Origin of the sequence: Nocardia arthritidis (assembly GCF_011801145.1) — a bacterium.
GTDB lineage: Bacteria > Actinomycetota > Actinomycetes > Mycobacteriales > Mycobacteriaceae > Nocardia > Nocardia arthritidis_A.
Map to the genome: position 1 here is coordinate 3579806 of NZ_CP046172.1, position 18901 is coordinate 3598706.

Below are 18901 nucleotides of genomic sequence, written 5' to 3' on the forward strand. Positions count from 1 at the left end.
AGAGCTATGACTTTGGACCCCGCCATCGCCACCCGGCTCAAGCGCAATGACGCGGGCCTGGTCGCCGCCGTCGCACAGGAACGCGGCACCGGTGCGGTGCTGATGGTCGCGTGGATGGACGACGAGGCGCTGGCCCGGACGCTGGAAACCCGTAAGGCGACCTACTATTCGCGTTCGCGTCAGGAATATTGGGTGAAGGGCGAGACCTCCGGGCACACCCAGTACGTGCACGAGGTGCGGTTGGACTGCGACGGCGACACCGTCCTGCTCGTCGTCGACCAGGAGGGCGCGGCCTGCCACACCGGCACGCACACCTGCTTCGACACCGACGTACTGCTGGCCGACCTGAATCCCGCTGTGCAATAAGGGATTTCAGGTTCGTCCGCGGTTTTCCCTGCTGTCCTCGGCGAGCGCGTCGGCCAGTTGCGCGGTGAGCAGCTCGCTGAGGTCGGCCAGCTTCTGCTTCTGGCCGGCGTCCAGACCGTCGAACACCAAGCGGCGCACCGCCTCCAGATAGCCGGGCGCCGCCTCGACCACCTTCAGATAGCCGTCGTCGGTGAGCACCGCCTGGACGCCGCGGCGTCCGGTGGTCGCGGTGCGCTGCGCCCAGCCCATCCGCTCCAATTTCGAAACGACATGCGACAGTCGTGATAGCGATGCATTTGCCTTGTGGGCCAGGTCACTCATCTGCAACCGGTGTCCCGGCTCCTCGGACAGCAGGGTGAGTACCCAGTACTCGAAATGGGTGACCCCGGATTCGCGCTGTAATTGGGTATCCAAAGCGCCTGGTAGACGTGTCATCAGCGCCACGATCGCGCGCCAAGCTCGTTGTTCGATGGGGTCGAGCCATTTCGTCACTGTGTGCCCTCTTTCAAGCCAAGTGACGTGGTTTTGGTCGTCCGCCTAGCGGTTATTGGAATGCATATTCACTGTCACCCGTGGAGACGAGTTTGCCACGGCTTCGCTCGACCGTCATGGAGTTGCTGGCTGACGTGAGGTCACTCACATACCTGCCTGGCGTGTCGCCTCCGTGTCACCGCTGTCGGCGACCGGTGCGGGAGCGGCGACCTGCGCGGGCGGCGGTGCGACCCGCTTCCCGGCACGACGTTTGCGCCAGCGTCGCCGGATCACCAGGAAGGCGGTGAGCAGGAACAGCACCGCGGCGGCGATCGCACCGGCGAGCGAGGCGCCACGGAACGCGGGCGCCTCCACATCCATGATCCGCTTACCGGCCTGGGACGCGCTGCCGGTGCCGAGCACGATGGTGAGCGTCATCAGATTGGGTATCGCGGCGAGTATCGCGATCACCCCGGCCGCGCCCGCCAGCACCTTGCCCGCCCGCCGCCGCCAGATCAGAACCGCGAACAGCAGCAGGAAAAGCGTGATGGCCGTGCCCAATCCGCCGTACGCGAGACCCCACGCGATGCCCTTGCCGAAGCTCTTGCCGACCAGATCGCCGACGCGTTGAGCCCACCATCGCGGGATGAAGGCGGCCAGGATGAAATAGGCAACGAACAGCACTGCGACGAATGCCAGACCCCCGACGATGCGCGCACGCCAGCGGGCCCAGAACGATTTCGGTTCTGCGTAACTGTCGGTCATGGCTTCCAGCGTAGGCTGCTGACCAGCCGAAACGATGCTATCGGCGGCGCGTTTTCAGGCGGCGCGCTCGCGCAGGAAGGTCAGCGCCTCATCGGCGTGCACATTGGCGCGCAGTTCGCCGGTGATGATCTTCAGGATTTTCCGGTCGGCGCCGATGACGAAGGTCTGCCGCTTGACCGGAGCCAACCTGCCCAGCAGGCCGCGCTTGACGCCGAATGCCGCGGCCACCTTCCCGTCGGCATCGGAGAGCACCGGGTAGCCGAGCCGCTGTTTGTCGGCGAATCCGGCCTGGGTGTCGACGCTGTCGGTGCTGATCCCGGCACAGGACGCGCCGAGCGCGGCGAATTCCCCCGACAGATCGCGGAAGTGACAAGCCTCGGCGGTGCATACGGGGGTGTTGGCGGCGGGGTAGAAGAACAGGACGAGCGGACCGTTCGCGAGCAGCGCGTCCAGCGAGCGCACCGTGCCGGTCTGATCCGGTAGCTCGAATTCGGGGGCGAGCTGACCTATCTGCATGAACTGGACAGTACACCCGGATGCGGCGAATGCCGGGCCGTGCGGTGCCGTCGTCGAATCGGGTTGCCGCCGAACGCCTTCGGCGGCAACCCGGTGCCCTCACGCACCGATGAGCGCGGCCACCTCCGGATTCTTGATCTCCATGACATCGAGGATCCCGTGTGCCCGCAGGAACGGCTTGAGCTCGCGAATCCGGTCGCTGTGCGTGGCGTACTCGTCGGGGAAGTGGTTCTTGTCCAACGCTTCCAGTGCCTTCACATAGGTGACGAAGGAGGCCAGGGCATTGACCGTTGTCGTGCCCTGGCCGCCGCCCATCTGGCTGAGCCCGACCATGCGGGGCATCGAGCCTGGGGCGGCGTGCCGAGGGCCCTCCGGGGCCACCGGTTGCGAGGGGTACATCGTTTGTTGACTCCTCTCGTAAGTGGGTACCGCGCGAATTGGAACTGGAGATATCGAACGGAGCGAGTGTAGTGACGCCGGACACAGCGGTGTGCGGGCACGTACGAACCGAGCAGTTGTTTTCACCTGGTCCTGCCTGATTTGCCGCACTCTCGGTGTGTTTGCCACACTCCCTGGTCATCGCCGCTCGCGCGGCGGACCACCCTCGGAGGGTGCGCCGCCCAGCCTGTCGGACCGTACTGGGATGATGGGCCAATGCACGGCGCGTCGACTCCAACCACAACGACCCGCGAACAGTTCCATCAGCTGGCCGCGGAGCACCGGGTGGTCCCGGTGACCCGAAAGGTGCTGGCGGACTCCGAAACTCCGCTCTCGGCCTATCGCAAGCTGGGTGCCGGGCGGGCGGGCACCTTCCTCTTCGAATCTGCGGAGAACGGACGCTCTTGGTCCCGCTGGTCGTTCATCGGCGCGGGCAGTCCGTCGGCGCTCACCGTGGTGAACGGCGAGGCGGCGTGGCTCGGCAATATCCCGGTCGACGCGCCGTCCGGCGGTGACCCGCTGCGCGCGCTGCACGAGACGCTGCAGCTGTTGCGGACCGAGCGGCTGCCCGGTCTGCCCCCGCTGACCGGCGGCATGGTCGGCTACCTCGGCTACGACACGGTGCGCCGGATCGAGCGGCTGCCCGAACTCACCGTCGACGATCTGCACGTGCCCGAAATGGTGCTGCTGCTCGCCACCGATCTGGCCGCCTTCGACCACCACGAGGGCGCGATCACGCTGATCGCCAACGCGGTCAACTGGAATGGCACCGCGGACCACGTCGACGAGGCATACGACGACGCACTGGCCCGGCTGGACCGGATGACCGAAGCCCTTGCCGCCCCGGCGGTTTCGACGGTGTCGGTATTCGAAACGCCGGAACCGGAGTTCCGGCGCAGGCGCACCTCCGACGAGTTCGGCGCCGGGGTGCGGCGGCTGGTCAAGGAGATCGAGGCGGGCGAGGCCTTCCAGGTGGTGCTCTCGCAGCGGTTCGAAATGGATTACGACGGCGATCCGCTCGATCTGTACCGGATGCTGCGGGCGTCCAATCCGAGTCCGTACATGTACCTGATCCACGTCCCGGACGGTGACGGCGGCACCGCCTTCTCCATCGTCGGCTCCAGCCCGGAATCGCTGGTGACCGTGAAAGACGGTGTGGCGACGACACATCCGATCGCGGGCACCCGGTGGCGCGGCGCCACCGAGGAGGACGATCTCCTGCTCGAGAAGGCGCTGCTCGCCGACGAGAAGGAGAACGCCGAACATCTGATGCTCGTCGACCTCGGCCGCAACGATCTGGGCCGGGTCTGCCTGCCCGGCACGGTGCGGGTCACCGAATACCGGCACGTCGAGCGGTACAGCCACGTCATGCATTTGGTGTCGACGGTGTCGGGCAGGCTGGCGCCGGGCAATATCGCGCTGGACGCCGTGAAGGCCTGTTTCCCGGCGGGCACGCTCTCCGGCGCGCCCAAGGTACGCGCGATGGAGCTCATCGAGGAACTGGAACCGACCCGGCGCGGTGTTTACGCCGGAGTGGTCGGCTATCTCGACTTCGCGGGCGACGCCGACACCGCCATCGCCATCCGCACCGCACTGCTGAAAGACGGTGTGGCGTATGTGCAGGCGGGCGGCGGCATCGTGGCCGACTCACAGCCGGAGTACGAGGACAACGAGTCGCGCAACAAGGCCATGGCGGTGCTGAAGGCGGTCGCGGCGGCCAGAACGGTGCGCGCGTACGCCGAGGGCGCGCACGGTGAGTGAGCCCGGTGCGGCGCAGGGCAAGCGCCGCTATCCGGTGGTCCCGGTGCTGCTGCTCGCGGTGGCCGCCGGGCTGATGTGGCTGTCCTCCCGGCTGACCTGGGTGACCATCCACTCCGAGGACGGACTGACCGTCGCGCGCACCAACGATCTCAACGGCGGCACCTGGTTCGGCGCGCTGACCCCGCTGGCACTGGTCCTGCTCGCCGCCATCGCGGCGGTGCTGGCGACGCGCGGCTGGCTGCGCCGGATCTTCGGCGTGCTCATCGGTCTGGTCGCGGCGGTCACCGCGGTGCCCGGATTCGCCCTGCTGCTAGGCAAGGGCGCCACCGCGGACCGGGCCAAGGCGCTGGCCGAATTGCCCGGCCGCGCAATGGTTACCGATGTGCTGACCCATCCGTTCCCGCCGTCGCTGACGCTGCTCGCGACGGTGGCGGCGGGTGCGGCGGCGGTGTTGCTGGCCAGGATGCCGGAGCAGACGGCGCGGCTCTCGGGCAAGTACGACAACCCGGTGTTCCGTCGCGCCGCCGCCACCGCGGAGGTGGCCAAGGGGCAGACGCAGGGCGAGGTCACCGAACGGGTGCTGTGGGATGCGCTGGACGCGGGCGCCGACCCCACCGCGGACGACGCCGGTGTGGATCCGAAACCCCATGGGGGATCGGGCGATTCGGCGGGCGACGGCGATCGTGCCGAACGCTGACCGGTGCGGCTCGGGCCGCCGCGTCGCGGCGGTGAGCAACGTTCGCGCAGGTAAGGCGGGCAAACACAACCCCGCCGTCAGAGCGAGACGGATAGCCATTTATTCTTTGTCAACATCGGTGAGACAGCGCCTGGGGGGACACTCAGGCAGCAAGTCCGTCTCCCCAGAAAGGATTCGAGCCAGATGACGGTCCTCGACTCGATTCTCGACGGGGTCCGCGCGGATGTGGCCGCTCGGGAAGCCCTCCTGGATTTCCAGGCGGTGAAGGCCGCCGCGGCCGCCGCGCCAAGGCCACTCGATGCGCGGGCCGCGCTCCTGGAGGACGGTATCGGCGTCATCGCCGAGGTCAAGCGGGCCAGTCCGTCCAAGGGTTCGCTCGCGGATATCCCGGATCCGGCCAGTCTGGCCAAGGCTTACGAGGACGGCGGCGCGCGCATCGTCAGCGTGCTCACCGAGGGCCGCCGGTTCAACGGTTCGCTGGACGATCTGGACGCGGTCCGCGCCACGATCGATATCCCGATCCTGCGCAAGGATTTCGTGGTCGGGCCCTATCAGATCCACGAGGCGCGCGCACACGGCGCCGATGTCATCCTGCTGATCGTCGCGGCGCTGGAGCAGGACGTGCTGTCCTCGCTCATCGACCGCACCGAATCGCTGGGGATGACGGCGCTGGTCGAGGTGCACACCGAGGAGGAGGCCGATCGTGCGCTGGAGGCGGGCGCGTCGGTGATCGGGGTGAACGCCCGCAACCTGAAGACCCTGGAGGTCGATCGCGACGTGTTCGCGCGCATCGCGCCCGGCCTGCCCACCGAGGTCATCCGGATCGCCGAATCCGGTATCAGCGGCACCGCCGACCTGCTGGCGTACGCGGGTGCGGGCGCGGATGCCGTCCTGGTCGGCGAGAGCCTGGTGATCAGCGGCGATCCGCGGGCGGCCGTCTCCGAACTGGTCACCGCGGGTACGCACCCGTCCTGCCCGCGCCCGGTGCGGCGCGGCCGGTGACCGCGTCGCACGAACGAAATGAGCGAGCTATGAGCACATCCCGTCCGGGTGAGGTGCGCGTGACCGAGCGAAGCGAGGGAACCATGGGCACAGCACCATCGGTCGCGACGCGGCCGAGCGCTAGCGAGGACGCGTCGTGACCGCACTGCCCACCGCGAGTTCCGGCGTTCACGAGCGCAGTGGTCACGAGCCGGATGTCGGCGGCCACTGGGGCCGGTACGGCGGGCGGCATGTGCCGGAGGCGTTGATGGCGGTGATCGAGGAGGTCACCGCCGAGTACGAGAAGTGCCGGCTGGATCCGGCGTTCCTGGACGAGTTGGACCGGTTGCAGCGCGATTACACCGGCCGTCCGTCGCCGATCTTCGAATGCAAGCGGCTGGCCGAACATGCGGGCGGCGCGCGGATCGTGCTCAAGCGCGAGGATCTGAACCACACCGGCTCGCACAAGATCAACAATGTGCTCGGTCAGGCACTGCTGGCCAAGCGGATGGGCAAGAACCGGGTCATCGCCGAGACCGGCGCGGGTCAGCACGGCGTCGCCACCGCCACCGCATGTGCGCTGCTCGGCCTCGACTGCGTGATCTACATGGGCGCGGTCGACACCGCGCGGCAGGCGCTGAACGTCGCGCGCATGAGATTGCTCGGCGCGGAAGTGATTTCGGTGACCACCGGATCGCAGACGCTCAAGGACGCGATCAACGAGGCGCTGCGCGACTGGGTCAGCAACGCCGATGACACCTACTACTGCTTCGGCACCGCGGCGGGCCCGCATCCGTTCCCGATGATGGTGCGCGATTTCCAGCGCGTCGTCGGGCTGGAGGCGCGCGCCCAGATCCAGCAGCTGGTCGGGCGGTTGCCGGATGCGGTGACGGCGTGCGTCGGCGGCGGATCCAATGCCATCGGCATCTTCCACGCCTTCATCGACGATCCCGGCGTCCGGCTGATCGGTTACGAGGCGGCCGGTGACGGTGTCGAAACCGGAAGGCACGCGGCCACTTTCACCGGCGGCTCACCGGGTGCCTTCCAGGGCGCCTACTCGTACCTGCTGCAGGACGAGGACGGCCAGACCATCGAATCCCATTCCATCTCAGCGGGTTTGGACTATCCGGGCGTCGGCCCCGAACACGCCTACCTCAAGGACATCGGCCGCGCCGAATACGCGCCGATCACCGATGCCGAGGCGATGGACGCGCTGCTGCTGCTCTCGCGCACCGAGGGCATCATTCCGGCCATCGAATCCGCGCACGCCGTGGCGGGCGCGCTGAAGCTGGGCCGGGAACTCGGCAAGGGCGCGGTCATCCTGGTGAACCTGTCCGGGCGCGGCGACAAGGATATGGATACGGCGGCGCGCTGGTTCGGGCTGTTCGACGAGCAGAACGGAAGCCACGAGTGAGTCAGCAGTCCCGTCTCGCCAATACCTTCGCCGCCGCGCGAGCCGAGAACCGGGCCGCGCTGATCGGCTACCTGCCCGCGGGCTATCCGGATCTCGCCGGATCCATCGAGGTCTGCCGGACGATGGTCGAATCCGGTTGCGACATAGTGGAAGTCGGTGTCGCCTACTCCGATCCGGTGATGGACGGCCCCACCATCCAGGCGGCCGCCGACCAGGCGCTGCGCGGCGGGGTGCGGGTGCGCGACGTGTTCTCCGTCGTCGAGGCGATCACCGCGGCGGGCGGCCAGGCCGTGGTGATGAGCTACTGGAATCCGGTGCTCAAATACGGTGTTGACCGCTTCGCGCGCGACCTCGCCGCCGCGGGCGGCGCGGGCATCATCACGCCGAACCTGATTCCGGAGGAGGCCGACGACTGGTTCGTCGCCTCGTCAACGCACAATCTGGACCGCATCTTCCTGGTCGCGCCGTCGTCCACCGAGGAGCGCCTCGTCAAGACGCTGGAGGCCAGCCGCGGCTTCATCTACGCCGCGTCCACCATGGGCGTCACCGGCGCCCGCGACATGGTCTCCTCGGCCGCTCCCGCGCTGTGCGCGCGCATCCGGGCACACTCCGATATCCCGATCGGCGTCGGCCTCGGCGTGCGCAGCGGTGCGCAGGCCGCCGAGATCGCCGGGTACGCCGACGGAGTCATCGTCGGCTCGGCGCTGGTGTCCGCGGCGGCATCCGGACTCGACGCGGTGCGCGCGCTCACCGCCGAACTCGCCGAAGGCGTCCGGGCGGCGACAGTACGGAGCTAGGGGTCCGTCTGGCCATCCGACCTCCCAGCGGCAGCCGTCGGCGGGACTCTCGGCTACGGTGGGGCCGTGACTTTTCCAGTCCTGGCAGACAGTGTCCTGACCGACGGCGATGTGCTGGCCTATATACCCAGCCCGTCGCAGGGCGTATGGCATCTCGGGCCGCTCCCGCTACGGGCATACGCGCTGTGCATCATCCTCGGCATCGTCATCGCCATCTGGTGGGGTGAGCGGCGGTGGCGGGCGCGCGGCGGGCAGGCGGGCGCGGTGCTCGACGTCGCGATGTTCGCGGTGCCGTTCGGCCTGATCGGCGGGCGGCTCTACCATGTGGCCACCGACTGGCAGAAGTACTTCGGCGCCAACGGCAATCCGGCCGACATCATCAAGATCTATCAGGGCGGCCTCGGCATCTGGGGCGCGGTATTCCTCGGCGGCATCGGCGCCTGGATCGGCTGCCGGGTGTACCGAATTCCGTTGCCCGCCTTCGCCGATGCGATCGCGCCCGGCATCCTGCTGGCCCAGGCGATCGGCCGGCTCGGCAACTACTTCAACCAGGAGCTGTACGGCCGCGAGACCACCGTGCCGTGGGGTCTGGAGATCTATCGCCGATTCGACGCGAACGGCAAGCTGGATATGCTCAACGGCACCTCCACCGGCATCGTCGACAAGATCGTGCATCCGACCTTCCTGTACGAGCTGATCTGGAATGTGCTCGTGGTGATCGCACTCGTCCAGTTGGACAAGCGATTCCGGATCGGGCACGGCAGGCTGTTCGCGCTCTACGTGGCGGGCTACTGTTTCGGCCGGTTCTGGGTCGAGCTGATGCGCGACGACGAGGCGACGCATATCGCGGGCATCCGCATCAATTCCTTCACATCGGCGCTCGTATTCCTCGCCGCCATCGCCTATTTCGTCTTCGCGACGAAGGGCAGGGAGAAACCGGAGTCGCTGCAGCCCGGTGCGTCCAAGCGGCCGTGGCCGTGGCAGTTCGGCGCACTGCGCGCGGCGGATGCGGCAAGCGAATCGGCGGAAACCGCTGCGGCCGAATCGACGGAAACCGTTGCGGCCGAGGAATCGTCGGATGAAAAGCCGGAACCGGCCGAACCCGATAACGCGGACGTCTCCGAAAAATCATCGGACGAACCCGAGAAGGAACCCGTCAAGCCCGCTGGCGACGAGACCGCGTCGGCCGAAAAGGATTCCGCCAAGGCGGATACCAATCCGACCGGTTAACCCATTCCGGTCGCACCGCGATATCCGGACCGGACAACGGATTTGGCTTCGCCGAAGTGGAAGTAGGTACACACTTCGAGAAGACAAACTCGGTCGATTCCGGCAAGAATGTCCCCTGATCTTCGCGGGGCCGTCTTGCTGCTCGGCAGATCAGTCACGCCGGGGGCCAAGCAGAGGGTTCCTGCACGAATGAGGAGGACATGAGTGACCGACCCTTACCAGCAGAACAATCCGGGATTCGGCGGCCCGCAGTACGGGCCGCCCGGTACGGGGCCGGATCTGAACAAGCAGCCCGATAATTCGGGTGCGCAGTACGGTCAGCCCGCCAACCCGTACGGCCAGCCCGGCTACGGGCAGCAGCCCGGCTACGGGCAGCCCATGGACGGGTACAGCCAGCCACAGCCCGGCTACCCGGCTCCGTACCAGGGCCAGCCCGGGTTCAACCCGAACGATCCGGAGGCGCCCTACGGCCGCAACCAGCAGGGCGAGCCGCTGTCGGATAAGCAGAAGCTCATCGCGGGTCTGCTGGAGATCTTCCTCGGTGCGTTCGGCGCGGGCCGGTTCTACCTCGGCTACACGGGCCTCGGCATCGCGCAGATCGCGGTCGTCTGGCTCACCTGCGGTATCGGCGGCATCTGGCCGTTGATCGACGGCATCATGATGCTCACCGGCAGCGTCCGCGACGTCAACGGGCGTCCGCTACGCGACTGATATCAGGCCGCTACCCGATGGGCACCGCCACCGCGGCGGTGCCCATCGTCGTTTCCGGGGGCCATTACCAGCTCCGGGGAGAATCGCCGGTATTCGGCGCGGCGTGAGCGCAATACTGTTCGACAAAACCGACCAGGCGTACTCTGGGCCGGATTTGTGTGCCGTGTGCGGGACTCGGCCCGCGCACAGAAGAGAGGGATCCCGTGCGTCGCAAGCTGTTCGCCGTCGCCATGCTCGCCATCGTCGCCGCCACCGGGCTAAGTGCCTGCGGCAAGAGCGATCCGAACGTATTGAAGATCGGCACGGAAGGCACCTACAAGCCGTTCAGCTTCCAGGGGCAGGACGGCAAGCTCACCGGATTCGATATCGAGGTGGCCCAGGCGATCGGCGGCAAGCTCGGCAAGAAGGTCGAATTCGTGCAGACGCCGTGGGACGCGATCTTCGCGGGCCTGGAGTCCAAGCGCTTCGATCTGGTGGTCAACCAGGTCTCGATCAATGACGACCGTAAGGCGAAATACGCTCTCTCCCAGCCGTATACGACCTCCGACGGGGTGATCGTCACCCGCGCCGACAACACCAGCATCACTTCGCTCGCCGATCTGAAGGGCAAGACCTGCGCCCAGACCGCGACCAGCAACTGGGGCAAGATCGCGACCGACGCCGGCGCCAAGGTCGAGACGGTCACCGATTTCGGCCCCGGCATCCAGCTGCTGAAGCAGGGCCGGGTGGACGCCGTCATCAACGACACCCTCGCCGTCGGCGAATACACCAAGACCACCGGCGACACCTCGCTGAAGGTGGCGGCCAAGACCGGAACGACCACCCAGCAGGCGGTCGCGGCGCGCAAGGGTGACGCGCTGATCGACAATGTGAACAAGGCGCTGTCCGAGTTGCGCGCCGACGGCACGCTGGCCAAGATCTCGGATAAGTACTTCGGCACCGACGTCACCAAATAACCGGTGGACGACCGCACTCGGGAGCTGATCCTGCACAACCTGTGGCCGATGCTGCAGGCGACGCTGGACAAGACCCTCCCGCTCACCGCGATCAGCTTCGTCATCGGCCTGGCGATCGCCCTGTTCGTCGCGCTGGCCCGGATGTCGCCGATATGGCCGGTGGCCGCCGCCGCCCGGTTCTACATCTCGATCATCCGGGGCACGCCGCTGCTGGTGCAGCTGTTCATCGTGTTCTACGCGCTGCCGCAGTTCCAGATCGTCATCGATCCGTTTCCGGCGGCGGTGATCGCGTTCAGCCTCAACGTCGGCGGTTACGCGGCCGAGGTGGTGCGCGCGGCGATCCTGAGCGTCGCGCACGGTCAGTGGGAGGCGGCGCAGGCTGTCGGCCTGTCGTATCCGCAGACGATGCGGCTGATCATCCTGCCGCAGGCCGCGCGGATCGCGGTGCCACCGCTGTCCAATACGCTCATCTCGCTGGTGAAGGACACCTCACTGGCCTCGACGATTCTGGTGACGGAATTGCTGCGGGTGGCTCAGGTGGCGGCCGCGCCGACGTTCGACTTCTTCGCGCTCTACGGCGTCGCCGCTATTTACTACTGGGTAATTTGTTTGATTCTCGGTTTCGCGCAGACCCGGCTGGAGACGCGTTTGGCCAGGCACGTTGCGCGATGAGCAGCGCTTCGTATGTTCCGACAAAGCGAGTTCGTATTTTTCACCAAGCTTTCACCCAGGCCACGACGGGTCCACTCGAGCACACCGGACTAGGCTCACACCCGTGATGCGACGGACGAAGATTGTGTGCACGCTCGGCCCGGCTACGGCCACCGAGGACCGTATCCGCGAACTCGTCGAGAGCGGCATGGATGTGGCCCGGCTGAATTTCAGTCACGGTGAGCATGCCGACCACGCCGAGAACTACAAGAAGGTGCGGCAGGCCTCGGATCACCTCGGCAGAGCGGTCGGCATCCTGGCCGACCTGCAGGGACCGAAGATCCGGCTGGGCCGGTTCATCGATGGCCGCACCGTATGGGCGACCGGCGAAGAGGTGCGCATCACCGTCGACGATGTCGACGGCACCCACGACCGGGTCTCCACCACCTACAAGGAATTGGCCAAGGACGCCAAGCCGGGCGACCGGCTGCTGGTCGACGACGGCAAGGTCGGGCTGACCGTGCTGCGGGTCGACAAGAACGACGTGGTCTGCCGGGTCACCGAGGGCGGCCCGGTCTCGAACAACAAGGGCGTCTCGCTGCCCGGCATGGATGTCTCGGTGCCCGCGCTGTCCGAAAAGGACATCGAGGACCTGGAATTCGCGCTGAAGCTGGGCGTCGATTTCATCGCACTGTCCTTCGTGCGGTCCCCGTCGGACGTCGAGCTTGTGCACGACGTGATGGACCGGGTGGGCCGCCGGGTGCCGGTGATCGGCAAGCTGGAGAAGCCGGAGGCCATCGACAACCTGGAGGCCGTGGTGCTGGCCTTCGACGCGGTGATGGTCGCGCGCGGCGACCTCGGCGTCGAGCTGCCGCTGGAGCAGGTGCCGATCGTGCAGAAGCGCGCGATCCAAATGGCAAGGGAGAACGCCAAACCGGTCATCGTCGCCACCCAGATGTTGGAGTCGATGATCGAGAACTCGCGCCCGACCAGGGCGGAGGCCTCCGACGTCGCCAACGCGGTGCTCGACGGCGCCGACGCGGTGATGCTCTCCGGTGAGACCTCGGTCGGCAAGTACCCGATCGAGACGGTGCGGACCATGGCCCGCATCGTGCACGCGGTGGAGACCGAATCGACCCGGGTCCCACCGCTGACCCACGTGCCGCGCACCAAGCGCGGCGTCATCTCCTACGCGGCCCGCGATATCGGCGAGCGGCTCAATGCCAAGGCGCTGGTGGCGTTCACCCAATCCGGTGATACGGTGCGCCGCCTGGCCCGGCTGCACACCCCGCTGCCGCTGCTCGCGTTCACCCCGCTGCCGGAGGTGCGCAGCCAGTTGGCCTTGACATGGGGCACGGAAACGTTCATCGTTCCGACGGTGGACAGCACCGACGCCATGATCAGGCAGGTCGATCAGGCGCTGCTGTCGATGGAGCGTTATCAGAAGGGCGATCTGGTCGTGATCGTCGCGGGCTCGCCGCCCGGCACGATCGGCTCCACCAACCTCATCCACGTGCATCGCATCGGCGAGGAGGACCACTGATTTGAGCGGATCCCTAGGCGGTTCGGTCGGCGTCGCGCCGACGGGGAATGCGGATCTCGACGTGCTGCTCGGACTGCTGGACCTGGAGCAGGTCGACGAGGATGTCTTCGTCGGCCTGCATCCGGAGAAGGTGTGGAGCCGCACCTTCGGCGGCCAGCTGGTCGCCCAGGCCATCATGGCCGCGGGTCGCACCGTCGGCGATCGGCCGGTGCACGCGATCAACGCGCATTTCGTGCGCGGCGGCGATGTGAAGCGGCCGATCGAATACCGGGTGGACCGCCACCGGGACGGCCGTTCGCTGGCCAATCGCACGGTGACCGCCACTCAGGACGGGCAGGAGCTGTTCGTCATGCTGGCGGCGTTCCAGGACTGGGGTAAGGGCCTCGAGCATGCGCATGCCCGGCCCGAGGTGCCGGATCCGGAGACGCTGCCCCGGGTGGAGGAGAGCTTCGAAGGCTTGGAGGACAAGCTGGAGATGTTCGTCAACGCCCCGCATCCGATCGATATGCGCTACACCAACGATCCGGCGTGGATCATGAAGGGCACGGGGGAGCGGCTCAACCACAACCGGGTGTGGATGCGCGCGGACGGCAGGCTGCCCGACGATCCGCTGATTCACGTTGCGATGCTTGGTTATTCGTCGGACACCACGGTGCTGGATTCGATCATCACCACGCACGGGCTGTCCTGGGGCCTCGATCGGATCATCGCGGCGACGGTGAACCACTCGATCTGGTTCCACCGGCCGTTCCGCTTCGACGAATGGGCGCTCTACGCAACGGAATCCCCGGTCGCGGCCGGGTCGCGCGGGCTGGCCACCGGCAAATTCTATTCGCGCAGTGGGGATCTGCTGGCGACGACCGTGCAAGAGGGCGTCATCCGGCATTACCCGGCGCGCCGCTGATCCGGCGCTAGTGCGCCAAATACTCGGAGAGACGGGCCGAGTCGTAGGTTTCGCGATGCCTGCAGCGGATGGTCCACGGGATGGTGGTGCTGGGCGGGGGCGGGGTGAGGGCCGAAATGCCAACGGCCAGCTTCTGTTCCAGCGCCGCCACATTCGCCTCGGTGAGCCTGCTGGCCGGACCGACGAGGCTGATGGCGATCTCGTAGGTGCGCCAGCCGTCCGGCGTCGCGCCGGGATGGTCCATCCGCCACTGGGTTTCGAGCAGGACATGGGCGGCGTCGTCGGCGTCGACGGGTAGCGTGAACCGCCACGCGAACACCTCGCGGTTGCGTAGGTGCTGATCGACCACCTCGCGGACCGATTCCACGACGCGGTCCAGGGTTTCCGTTGTCACATAAACATGGAGCGAAACATCCGAAATTCGTTTCGGCATGTCTGATTCCTGTCCTGTGTCGAACCATCCAACGGCGGAAGTTTATCCGCGGGGAGTGTAATCCCTTTTCACCGGAATGCGTCAATCCCACTCTCCGTTGGCGCACAGGGGAACAGCCGACCGCCGGTACCGGAATCTTTCGCCGCGCGGGTATTTCGGCCGGTCAGTACCGGATTCCGGTGCCGCTATCGCATTCCGGCGCGCTGGGCGGCGAGGAATGCCGAGAGCGGCGCCTGCCTGGAGTTCGGTTGGATGACGAGTCCGGGTACTTCGCTGTCCACCAGATGGGTTTGTTCGTGCGGCGCGAGCGCGAGCAGCAGCGGCACCAGCGCATCGGCGATGCGGTCGCCGACCTCGCAATAGGCGGCCTCGGACAGGCCGACCGGATCGGCGATGCCCTCGCGGCCCACCAGCGAGAGATCGTTGCGCGCCCCGTGTAATTCGGCGATGGTGCGCGCGCCGGTCACCTTGGCGATTCTGGCGGCCTCCAACAGCGTGTAGGTGCGTGGGGCGGATCCGAATGCCATATCAATGGATTGGTCGCGCAGCTGCTGGGTCATGGCCAGGACGAGGTCGGCTCGGTCGATCAGTTCCGGCTTCAGCTTGCGCGCCTTGAAGTTTTCCGGGTCGGCGCCGAGACCGGTGATCGCCTGCGCGGCCAGCGGTTCGATCGGAAAGCCAACCAGCGCACGGGTTCCCGCGCTTTCCGCGGTCAGGCCGGGCAGATTGTGTTCGACCGCCAACGCTCGGGTGAGCCGCTCGGCGATCGCCGAACGACAGACATTGCCATTGCAGACGAACAGGACGTGCATACCGATACGGTAAATCGCTCGATACCCAACTCGAAGTCGGATAACCCCGAATCACACGTTCCGTAGGACAATTTCATCTGGCCTTTGCGTGCCGTACACGCGAGACGGGCGGACCGCGGCGGTCTCCGGGGTCTGTATTGCGACACCGGACAATATCATTCGGTGATCATGATCGAATCTACCCGGCGGCATCGCGAATGAAACGTTCCGGTTGAAATTGTGGGTGGCGTCACTCGGAATCGGTTCCGTAATAGGCGGATTCGCTGACCACCGGATCCGCCCTCGCCGGTTCGCCGTGCACCCGGCCGCGGGTGGAGAACATCCGGCCGCGCGAATCCAGGACCGGTGCGAAACGGGCCAGCCCGACCTCCGGGGCCATATCGTCGTACATCGCGTCGATGCCGCCGCGCGCGAAGTAGGCCTCGTGCCACAGGCCGGTGCCGCCGGAGTCGCGCAGGAAGGCCTGCCACCAATCCCGGTGCGGCGCCGACCGAGTCCAACGTTCCAGGCTGTCCAGGTCGCGCCAGTACTGGCGGGCGCCCCAGTGCGGCGGGAACAGCGACCAGATCACGTCCTCATGGTGCAGCAGCCCATCCGGCCGATCCCGGTGCGACCGATAGAACTTCGGCCCGATGCCGAGCAGCCGCAGCATGCCGCGCGGCTTACGCACCCGCATACCGAGATAGATCACCACCAGATCCGGATAGCCCGACAGGTCGACGGTCGTCCTGTTCACTCGCATCGCATAGACCGCCTTTCGCGTACCCGCACACCGTGGCTCCGGCCGGGCGCGGTGAATCGTCCGCAATCGATTGTCGCCGGATCCGGTTGGAGATACGGGCGCGGTGAGGGGCGGGTTCGAGGATTCGGACCCGCCCTTCGAAGCCGGTCAGTGCGCCGGTGGGGTGAAAACCAGGAAGCGGTTGCCGTCCGGGTCGAGCAGGTCGGCGAAGATCAGGCCATTCTGTGTCGTTCTCGGCTCGGACAGCGCCTTGCCGCCCAGTTCGGCGGTGCGGGCGCAGACGGCGGCGACGTCGCGGACCATGACGCCGAAGGTGGCGTGTGGGGTATCCCCTTCCTCGAGCGCGGTGATTCCACCGCTGGGCGCGGCCGAGCCGGGGTATTTGACGGTCCGGTAGTCGGGGCCGCTGCCCGGGTCGGCGGTCGCGGTCCAGCCGAACAGATCACCGTAGAAGCGTTGTGCCGCATCGGGATCGGCGCTGCCGATCTGGAACCAGGTGACCGTGTCGAACGGGGGCGTTGTCATCGAAAGCGTCTCCTCTGCATCGCTGCGCGGCCGGAATGCCTGCGCCCGTTCAGCTTCGGCGCTCATGGCGACAACCCTATGTCGGTGTTTCCGCCGAATTTCCGACTACAGCGCCAGCCTGCTCGCCGCCACATCGGCGGGCAGGTCGTCCGGATACCGGATCGCCCGCGGCGTGAACTTGACGTCCATCAGTTCGGCGGACTGGATCCGGTCCAGCCGGAACAGCCGGGTCTCCTCCCGCAACCGGCACCACCCGATCACATACCACCCTTCCCGCCCCAGCATCAGCACCATCGGTTCCAGCACCCGTTCACTGACCGCCCCGTACCGGTCCACATACGACATCGCCACCGGCCGCTGCTCCGCCACCGCCTGCCGCACCACCCCCGCACACCGCCCCGGCTCCGCAACCACCACCGGCTCCAACATCTGCACCCGCCCCGCCAACTCCCGCGCCGCCCGCACCCCCGCCTCCGGCATGGCCGCCAAAATCTTCCCCAACGCACTGGCCCCCGCCGCATCGAACGGCGTCCCCCGTGTCCGCCCCAGCGCCACCGCGACAGCCACCGTCTCCGCCGCCGAAAAATTCAAGGGCGGCAACGACATCCGCTTATCAATCGCATACCCCCCACCCCGCCCCACATCGGCGTAAATAGGCACCCCAGCCTGCTGCAGCGCCGAAATATCCCGCTCCACCGTCCGCACACTCACCTCGAACCGCCCCGCCAACTCCCGCGCACTCAACCGCCCCGGCGCAACCCCCCGAAGCTCCTCCACCAACGCATAAAGCCGATCAGTCCGGTTCACCCGTCGAGTGTCCCCGGAACCACCGACATCTCAGGAGCCGATGCTCTCCGGTTCCGCGCGGGCCGAGCGAGAATCCGGCCAAAGCCACCAACATTCCAGAGTCCATGCCCCCTACGGTTCCGTGCGAGCCGAGCAAGGAGCCAGCCGAAGCCACCAACATTCCGGAGCCCATGCCCCTGCGGTTCCGTGCGAGCCGAGCAAGGAGCCAGCCGAAGCCACCAACAATCCCGGAGCCCATACCCCCTACGACTCCGTACGGGTCGCTTTCGACAGAGATACCAGTCCGGGGTCTTACCTGAGCAGTGCTGGGCGCGCCGCCTGCCGTACCCGACTTGCTCTACCGCGGCTCAGCCGCATGTTCTCGTCCCGGTGAGGTGAGGACTGGCTGTGGTCCGGTCCAAAGATCCAATCAAGCCCCCCAACCACTTTCACGCAAGCTTCGGAGTGATCGGCCCGTCGGTTGGGCGGTCGCGTCACTACGACGACGTAATCGCCCGAGATAGGCACGTGGCCCGTTGGCATCCGGCGTTCCGATCCCCACTTCGCGCAAGCTTCGGAGTGATCGGCCCGTCGGGTGGGTGGTCGCGTCGCTACGACGACGTAATCGCCCGAGCTGGGCACGTGGCCCGTTGGCATCCGGCGTTCCGATCCCACTACGAATCCCGTTGTTCCCGCACACCTTTCAGCATCTTGCGCACGCAATATCCTGCGCGAGAGGCCAATTGCCACGCGCGAACCTCACCACCGGTATGTCGCCCGCCGACACTCCAATTACCTACGCGCCCAAAGCTAAACAAAAGGTCCCCACACCCTGTGTCAGAAGACACACCGCCCGCCACGCCGCGAACTTTCGCAAACAGGGTGCGCCAGCGACAAACAGGGTGCGCCAGCCACGACCGAGTGCGGCAGCGATGAACGGATGCGCCAGCGATGAACGGATACGGCAGCTATGAACGAATGCGACACCACCCAACAGACAGGCGCACACAGACCCAACGCCAGCCGATCCAACCGAAACCCACAAGCACTCAATACGAGCAACCAACCGCAACCAAGCCCAAGCCCGCATCGAACAGCCAATCGCAACCCCAACAGAAGGGGGTCCGGGGGCAAGCCCCCGGGCGGGGTCTGGGGGTCGCACCCCCAGAAGAAAGGACGAGGCACCACAAAGGTGAGCGATTTGCGCGAACATGCGTCGCCAATGGTGCCGAGTGTGGGACTCGAACCCACACGTCCTTTCGGACAACGGTTTTTGAGACCGTCGCGTCTGCCAGTTCCGCCAACTCGGCGCACCGGGTGACGACTATAGCGGGTGGAGGGCGAAAACACCGAATGGGTTGCGTCGGTGTGCGCCACGGCACGGTTTGCGCAGGGTATATGC

General features: G+C 66.8%; 21 protein-coding genes and 1 tRNA gene. 12 read left to right on the forward strand and 10 right to left on the reverse strand.

The features are described 5' to 3' along the window. Window positions 1–6 precede the first annotated feature (6 nt). Window positions 7–366: a phosphoribosyl-AMP cyclohydrolase gene (hisI, locus tag F5544_RS16065; protein ID WP_167473939.1), complete on the forward strand. Its 360-nt coding sequence runs from the start codon at window positions 7–9 to the stop codon at window positions 364–366. A 6-nt stretch (window positions 367–372) separates the two neighbouring features. Here hisI and F5544_RS16070 read toward each other — a convergent pair whose 3' ends face one another. From F5544_RS16070 to F5544_RS16085, 4 genes are all read right to left on the reverse strand, one after another. Next, a complete protein-coding gene (locus tag F5544_RS16070) occupies window positions 373–801 on the reverse strand; it encodes a MarR family winged helix-turn-helix transcriptional regulator (RefSeq protein WP_167473940.1) in 429 nt (142 codons plus the stop codon). 201 nt (window positions 802–1002) lie between these two features. Next, a complete protein-coding gene (locus F5544_RS16075) occupies window positions 1003–1602 on the reverse strand; it encodes a permease (protein WP_174867341.1) in 600 nt (199 codons plus the stop codon). Window positions 1603–1656: 54 nt separating this feature from the next. Beyond that, complete coding sequence (locus F5544_RS16080; RefSeq protein WP_167473941.1) at window positions 1657–2118, reverse strand: peroxiredoxin; 462 nt, start codon at window positions 2116–2118, stop codon at window positions 1657–1659. A gap of 99 nt (window positions 2119–2217) precedes the next feature. Beyond that, a complete protein-coding gene (locus F5544_RS16085; protein WP_167473942.1) occupies window positions 2218–2517 on the reverse strand; it encodes a hypothetical protein in 300 nt (99 codons plus the stop codon). 255 nt (window positions 2518–2772) lie between these two features. Between F5544_RS16085 and F5544_RS16090 the strand changes: the two genes are divergently transcribed. The 11 genes from F5544_RS16090 (at window position 2773) to F5544_RS16140 (ending at window position 14201) form a co-directional block, all read left to right on the forward strand. Further along, the gene (locus F5544_RS16090; protein WP_167473943.1) at window positions 2773–4317 is read left to right on the forward strand and encodes an anthranilate synthase component I; all 1545 of its coding nucleotides are present in this window, start codon (window positions 2773–2775) and stop codon (window positions 4315–4317) included. Continuing rightward, the gene (locus F5544_RS16095) at window positions 4310–5014 is read left to right on the forward strand and encodes a TIGR02234 family membrane protein (RefSeq protein WP_238847270.1); all 705 of its coding nucleotides are present in this window, start codon (window positions 4310–4312) and stop codon (window positions 5012–5014) included. The genes F5544_RS16090 and F5544_RS16095 overlap by 8 nt, the downstream gene beginning before the upstream one ends. 183 nt (window positions 5015–5197) lie before the next feature. After that, window positions 5198–6016 (forward strand): indole-3-glycerol phosphate synthase TrpC, encoded by an 819-nt coding sequence (trpC, locus tag F5544_RS16100; RefSeq protein WP_167473944.1) that lies wholly within the window; start codon window positions 5198–5200, stop codon window positions 6014–6016. Between the two features lie 136 nt (window positions 6017–6152). After that, on the forward strand, window positions 6153–7409 hold the full coding sequence (gene trpB, locus F5544_RS16105) for a tryptophan synthase subunit beta (protein ID WP_167473945.1): 1257 nt from the start codon (window positions 6153–6155) through the stop codon (window positions 7407–7409). Next, a complete protein-coding gene (trpA, locus tag F5544_RS16110; protein ID WP_167473946.1) occupies window positions 7406–8206 on the forward strand; it encodes a tryptophan synthase subunit alpha in 801 nt (266 codons plus the stop codon). The genes trpB and trpA overlap by 4 nt, the downstream gene beginning before the upstream one ends. A gap of 66 nt (window positions 8207–8272) precedes the next feature. Next, complete coding sequence (gene lgt / locus F5544_RS16115; protein WP_238847271.1) at window positions 8273–9436, forward strand: prolipoprotein diacylglyceryl transferase; 1164 nt, start codon at window positions 8273–8275, stop codon at window positions 9434–9436. 204 nt (window positions 9437–9640) lie between these two features. Beyond that, window positions 9641–10147, forward strand: coding sequence for a TM2 domain-containing protein (locus F5544_RS16120; RefSeq protein WP_167473947.1), 507 nt, complete (start codon window positions 9641–9643; stop codon window positions 10145–10147). 203 nt (window positions 10148–10350) lie between these two features. Beyond that, a complete protein-coding gene (locus F5544_RS16125) occupies window positions 10351–11103 on the forward strand; it encodes a transporter substrate-binding domain-containing protein (RefSeq protein ID WP_174867343.1) in 753 nt (250 codons plus the stop codon). Window positions 11104–11106: 3 nt separating this feature from the next. Continuing rightward, complete coding sequence (locus F5544_RS16130) at window positions 11107–11775, forward strand: amino acid ABC transporter permease (RefSeq protein ID WP_167473948.1); 669 nt, start codon at window positions 11107–11109, stop codon at window positions 11773–11775. Between the two features lie 103 nt (window positions 11776–11878). After that, entirely contained in the window at window positions 11879–13297 is a 1419-nt protein-coding gene (gene pyk / locus F5544_RS16135; protein ID WP_174867344.1) for a pyruvate kinase, read from the forward strand. Window position 13298: 1 nt separating this feature from the next. After that, window positions 13299–14201, forward strand: a complete 903-nt coding sequence (locus F5544_RS16140; protein ID WP_167473949.1) for an acyl-CoA thioesterase — start codon at window positions 13299–13301, stop codon at window positions 14199–14201. Window positions 14202–14208: 7 nt separating this feature from the next. Here F5544_RS16140 and F5544_RS16145 read toward each other — a convergent pair whose 3' ends face one another. The 6 genes from F5544_RS16145 to F5544_RS16170 form a co-directional block, all read right to left on the reverse strand. Beyond that, the gene (locus F5544_RS16145; RefSeq protein WP_167473950.1) at window positions 14209–14634 is read right to left on the reverse strand and encodes a hypothetical protein; all 426 of its coding nucleotides are present in this window, start codon (window positions 14632–14634) and stop codon (window positions 14209–14211) included. Window positions 14635–14819: 185 nt separating this feature from the next. Continuing rightward, entirely contained in the window at window positions 14820–15446 is a 627-nt protein-coding gene (locus tag F5544_RS16150; protein WP_167473951.1) for a low molecular weight phosphatase family protein, read from the reverse strand. Window positions 15447–15675: 229 nt separating this feature from the next. Further along, complete coding sequence (locus F5544_RS16155) at window positions 15676–16188, reverse strand: monooxygenase family protein (RefSeq protein WP_167473952.1); 513 nt, start codon at window positions 16186–16188, stop codon at window positions 15676–15678. Between the two features lie 147 nt (window positions 16189–16335). Next, window positions 16336–16779 carry a VOC family protein gene (locus F5544_RS16160; protein ID WP_203217572.1) on the reverse strand — a complete coding sequence of 148 codons (444 nt, stop codon included), beginning with the start codon at window positions 16777–16779 and terminating at the stop codon, window positions 16336–16338. Window positions 16780–16818: 39 nt separating this feature from the next. Then, window positions 16819–17520, reverse strand: a complete 702-nt coding sequence (locus F5544_RS16165; RefSeq protein ID WP_167473953.1) for a helix-turn-helix transcriptional regulator — start codon at window positions 17518–17520, stop codon at window positions 16819–16821. Window positions 17521–18722: 1202 nt separating this feature from the next. Continuing rightward, window positions 18723–18809: transfer RNA gene (locus F5544_RS16170), tRNA-Leu, on the reverse strand. Window positions 18810–18901 lie beyond the last annotated feature (92 nt).

Coding starts and splice junctions, on each gene's coding strand:
- hisI (WP_167473939.1), top strand. CDS start 7: ATGACTTTGGACCCCGCCATCGCCACCCGGCTCAAGCGCAATGACGCG.
- F5544_RS16070 (WP_167473940.1), bottom strand. CDS start 801: ATGACACGTCTACCAGGCGCTTTGGATACCCAATTACAGCGCGAATCC.
- F5544_RS16075 (WP_174867341.1), bottom strand. CDS start 1,602: ATGACCGACAGTTACGCAGAACCGAAATCGTTCTGGGCCCGCTGGCGT.
- F5544_RS16080 (WP_167473941.1), bottom strand. CDS start 2,118: ATGCAGATAGGTCAGCTCGCCCCCGAATTCGAGCTACCGGATCAGACC.
- F5544_RS16085 (WP_167473942.1), bottom strand. CDS start 2,517: ATGTACCCCTCGCAACCGGTGGCCCCGGAGGGCCCTCGGCACGCCGCC.
- F5544_RS16090 (WP_167473943.1), top strand. CDS start 2,773: ATGCACGGCGCGTCGACTCCAACCACAACGACCCGCGAACAGTTCCAT.
- trpC (WP_167473944.1), top strand. CDS start 5,198: ATGACGGTCCTCGACTCGATTCTCGACGGGGTCCGCGCGGATGTGGCC.
- F5544_RS16145 (WP_167473950.1), bottom strand. CDS start 14,634: ATGCCGAAACGAATTTCGGATGTTTCGCTCCATGTTTATGTGACAACG.
- F5544_RS16150 (WP_167473951.1), bottom strand. CDS start 15,446: ATGCACGTCCTGTTCGTCTGCAATGGCAATGTCTGTCGTTCGGCGATC.
- F5544_RS16155 (WP_167473952.1), bottom strand. CDS start 16,188: ATGCGAGTGAACAGGACGACCGTCGACCTGTCGGGCTATCCGGATCTG.
- F5544_RS16160 (WP_203217572.1), bottom strand. CDS start 16,779: ATGAGCGCCGAAGCTGAACGGGCGCAGGCATTCCGGCCGCGCAGCGAT.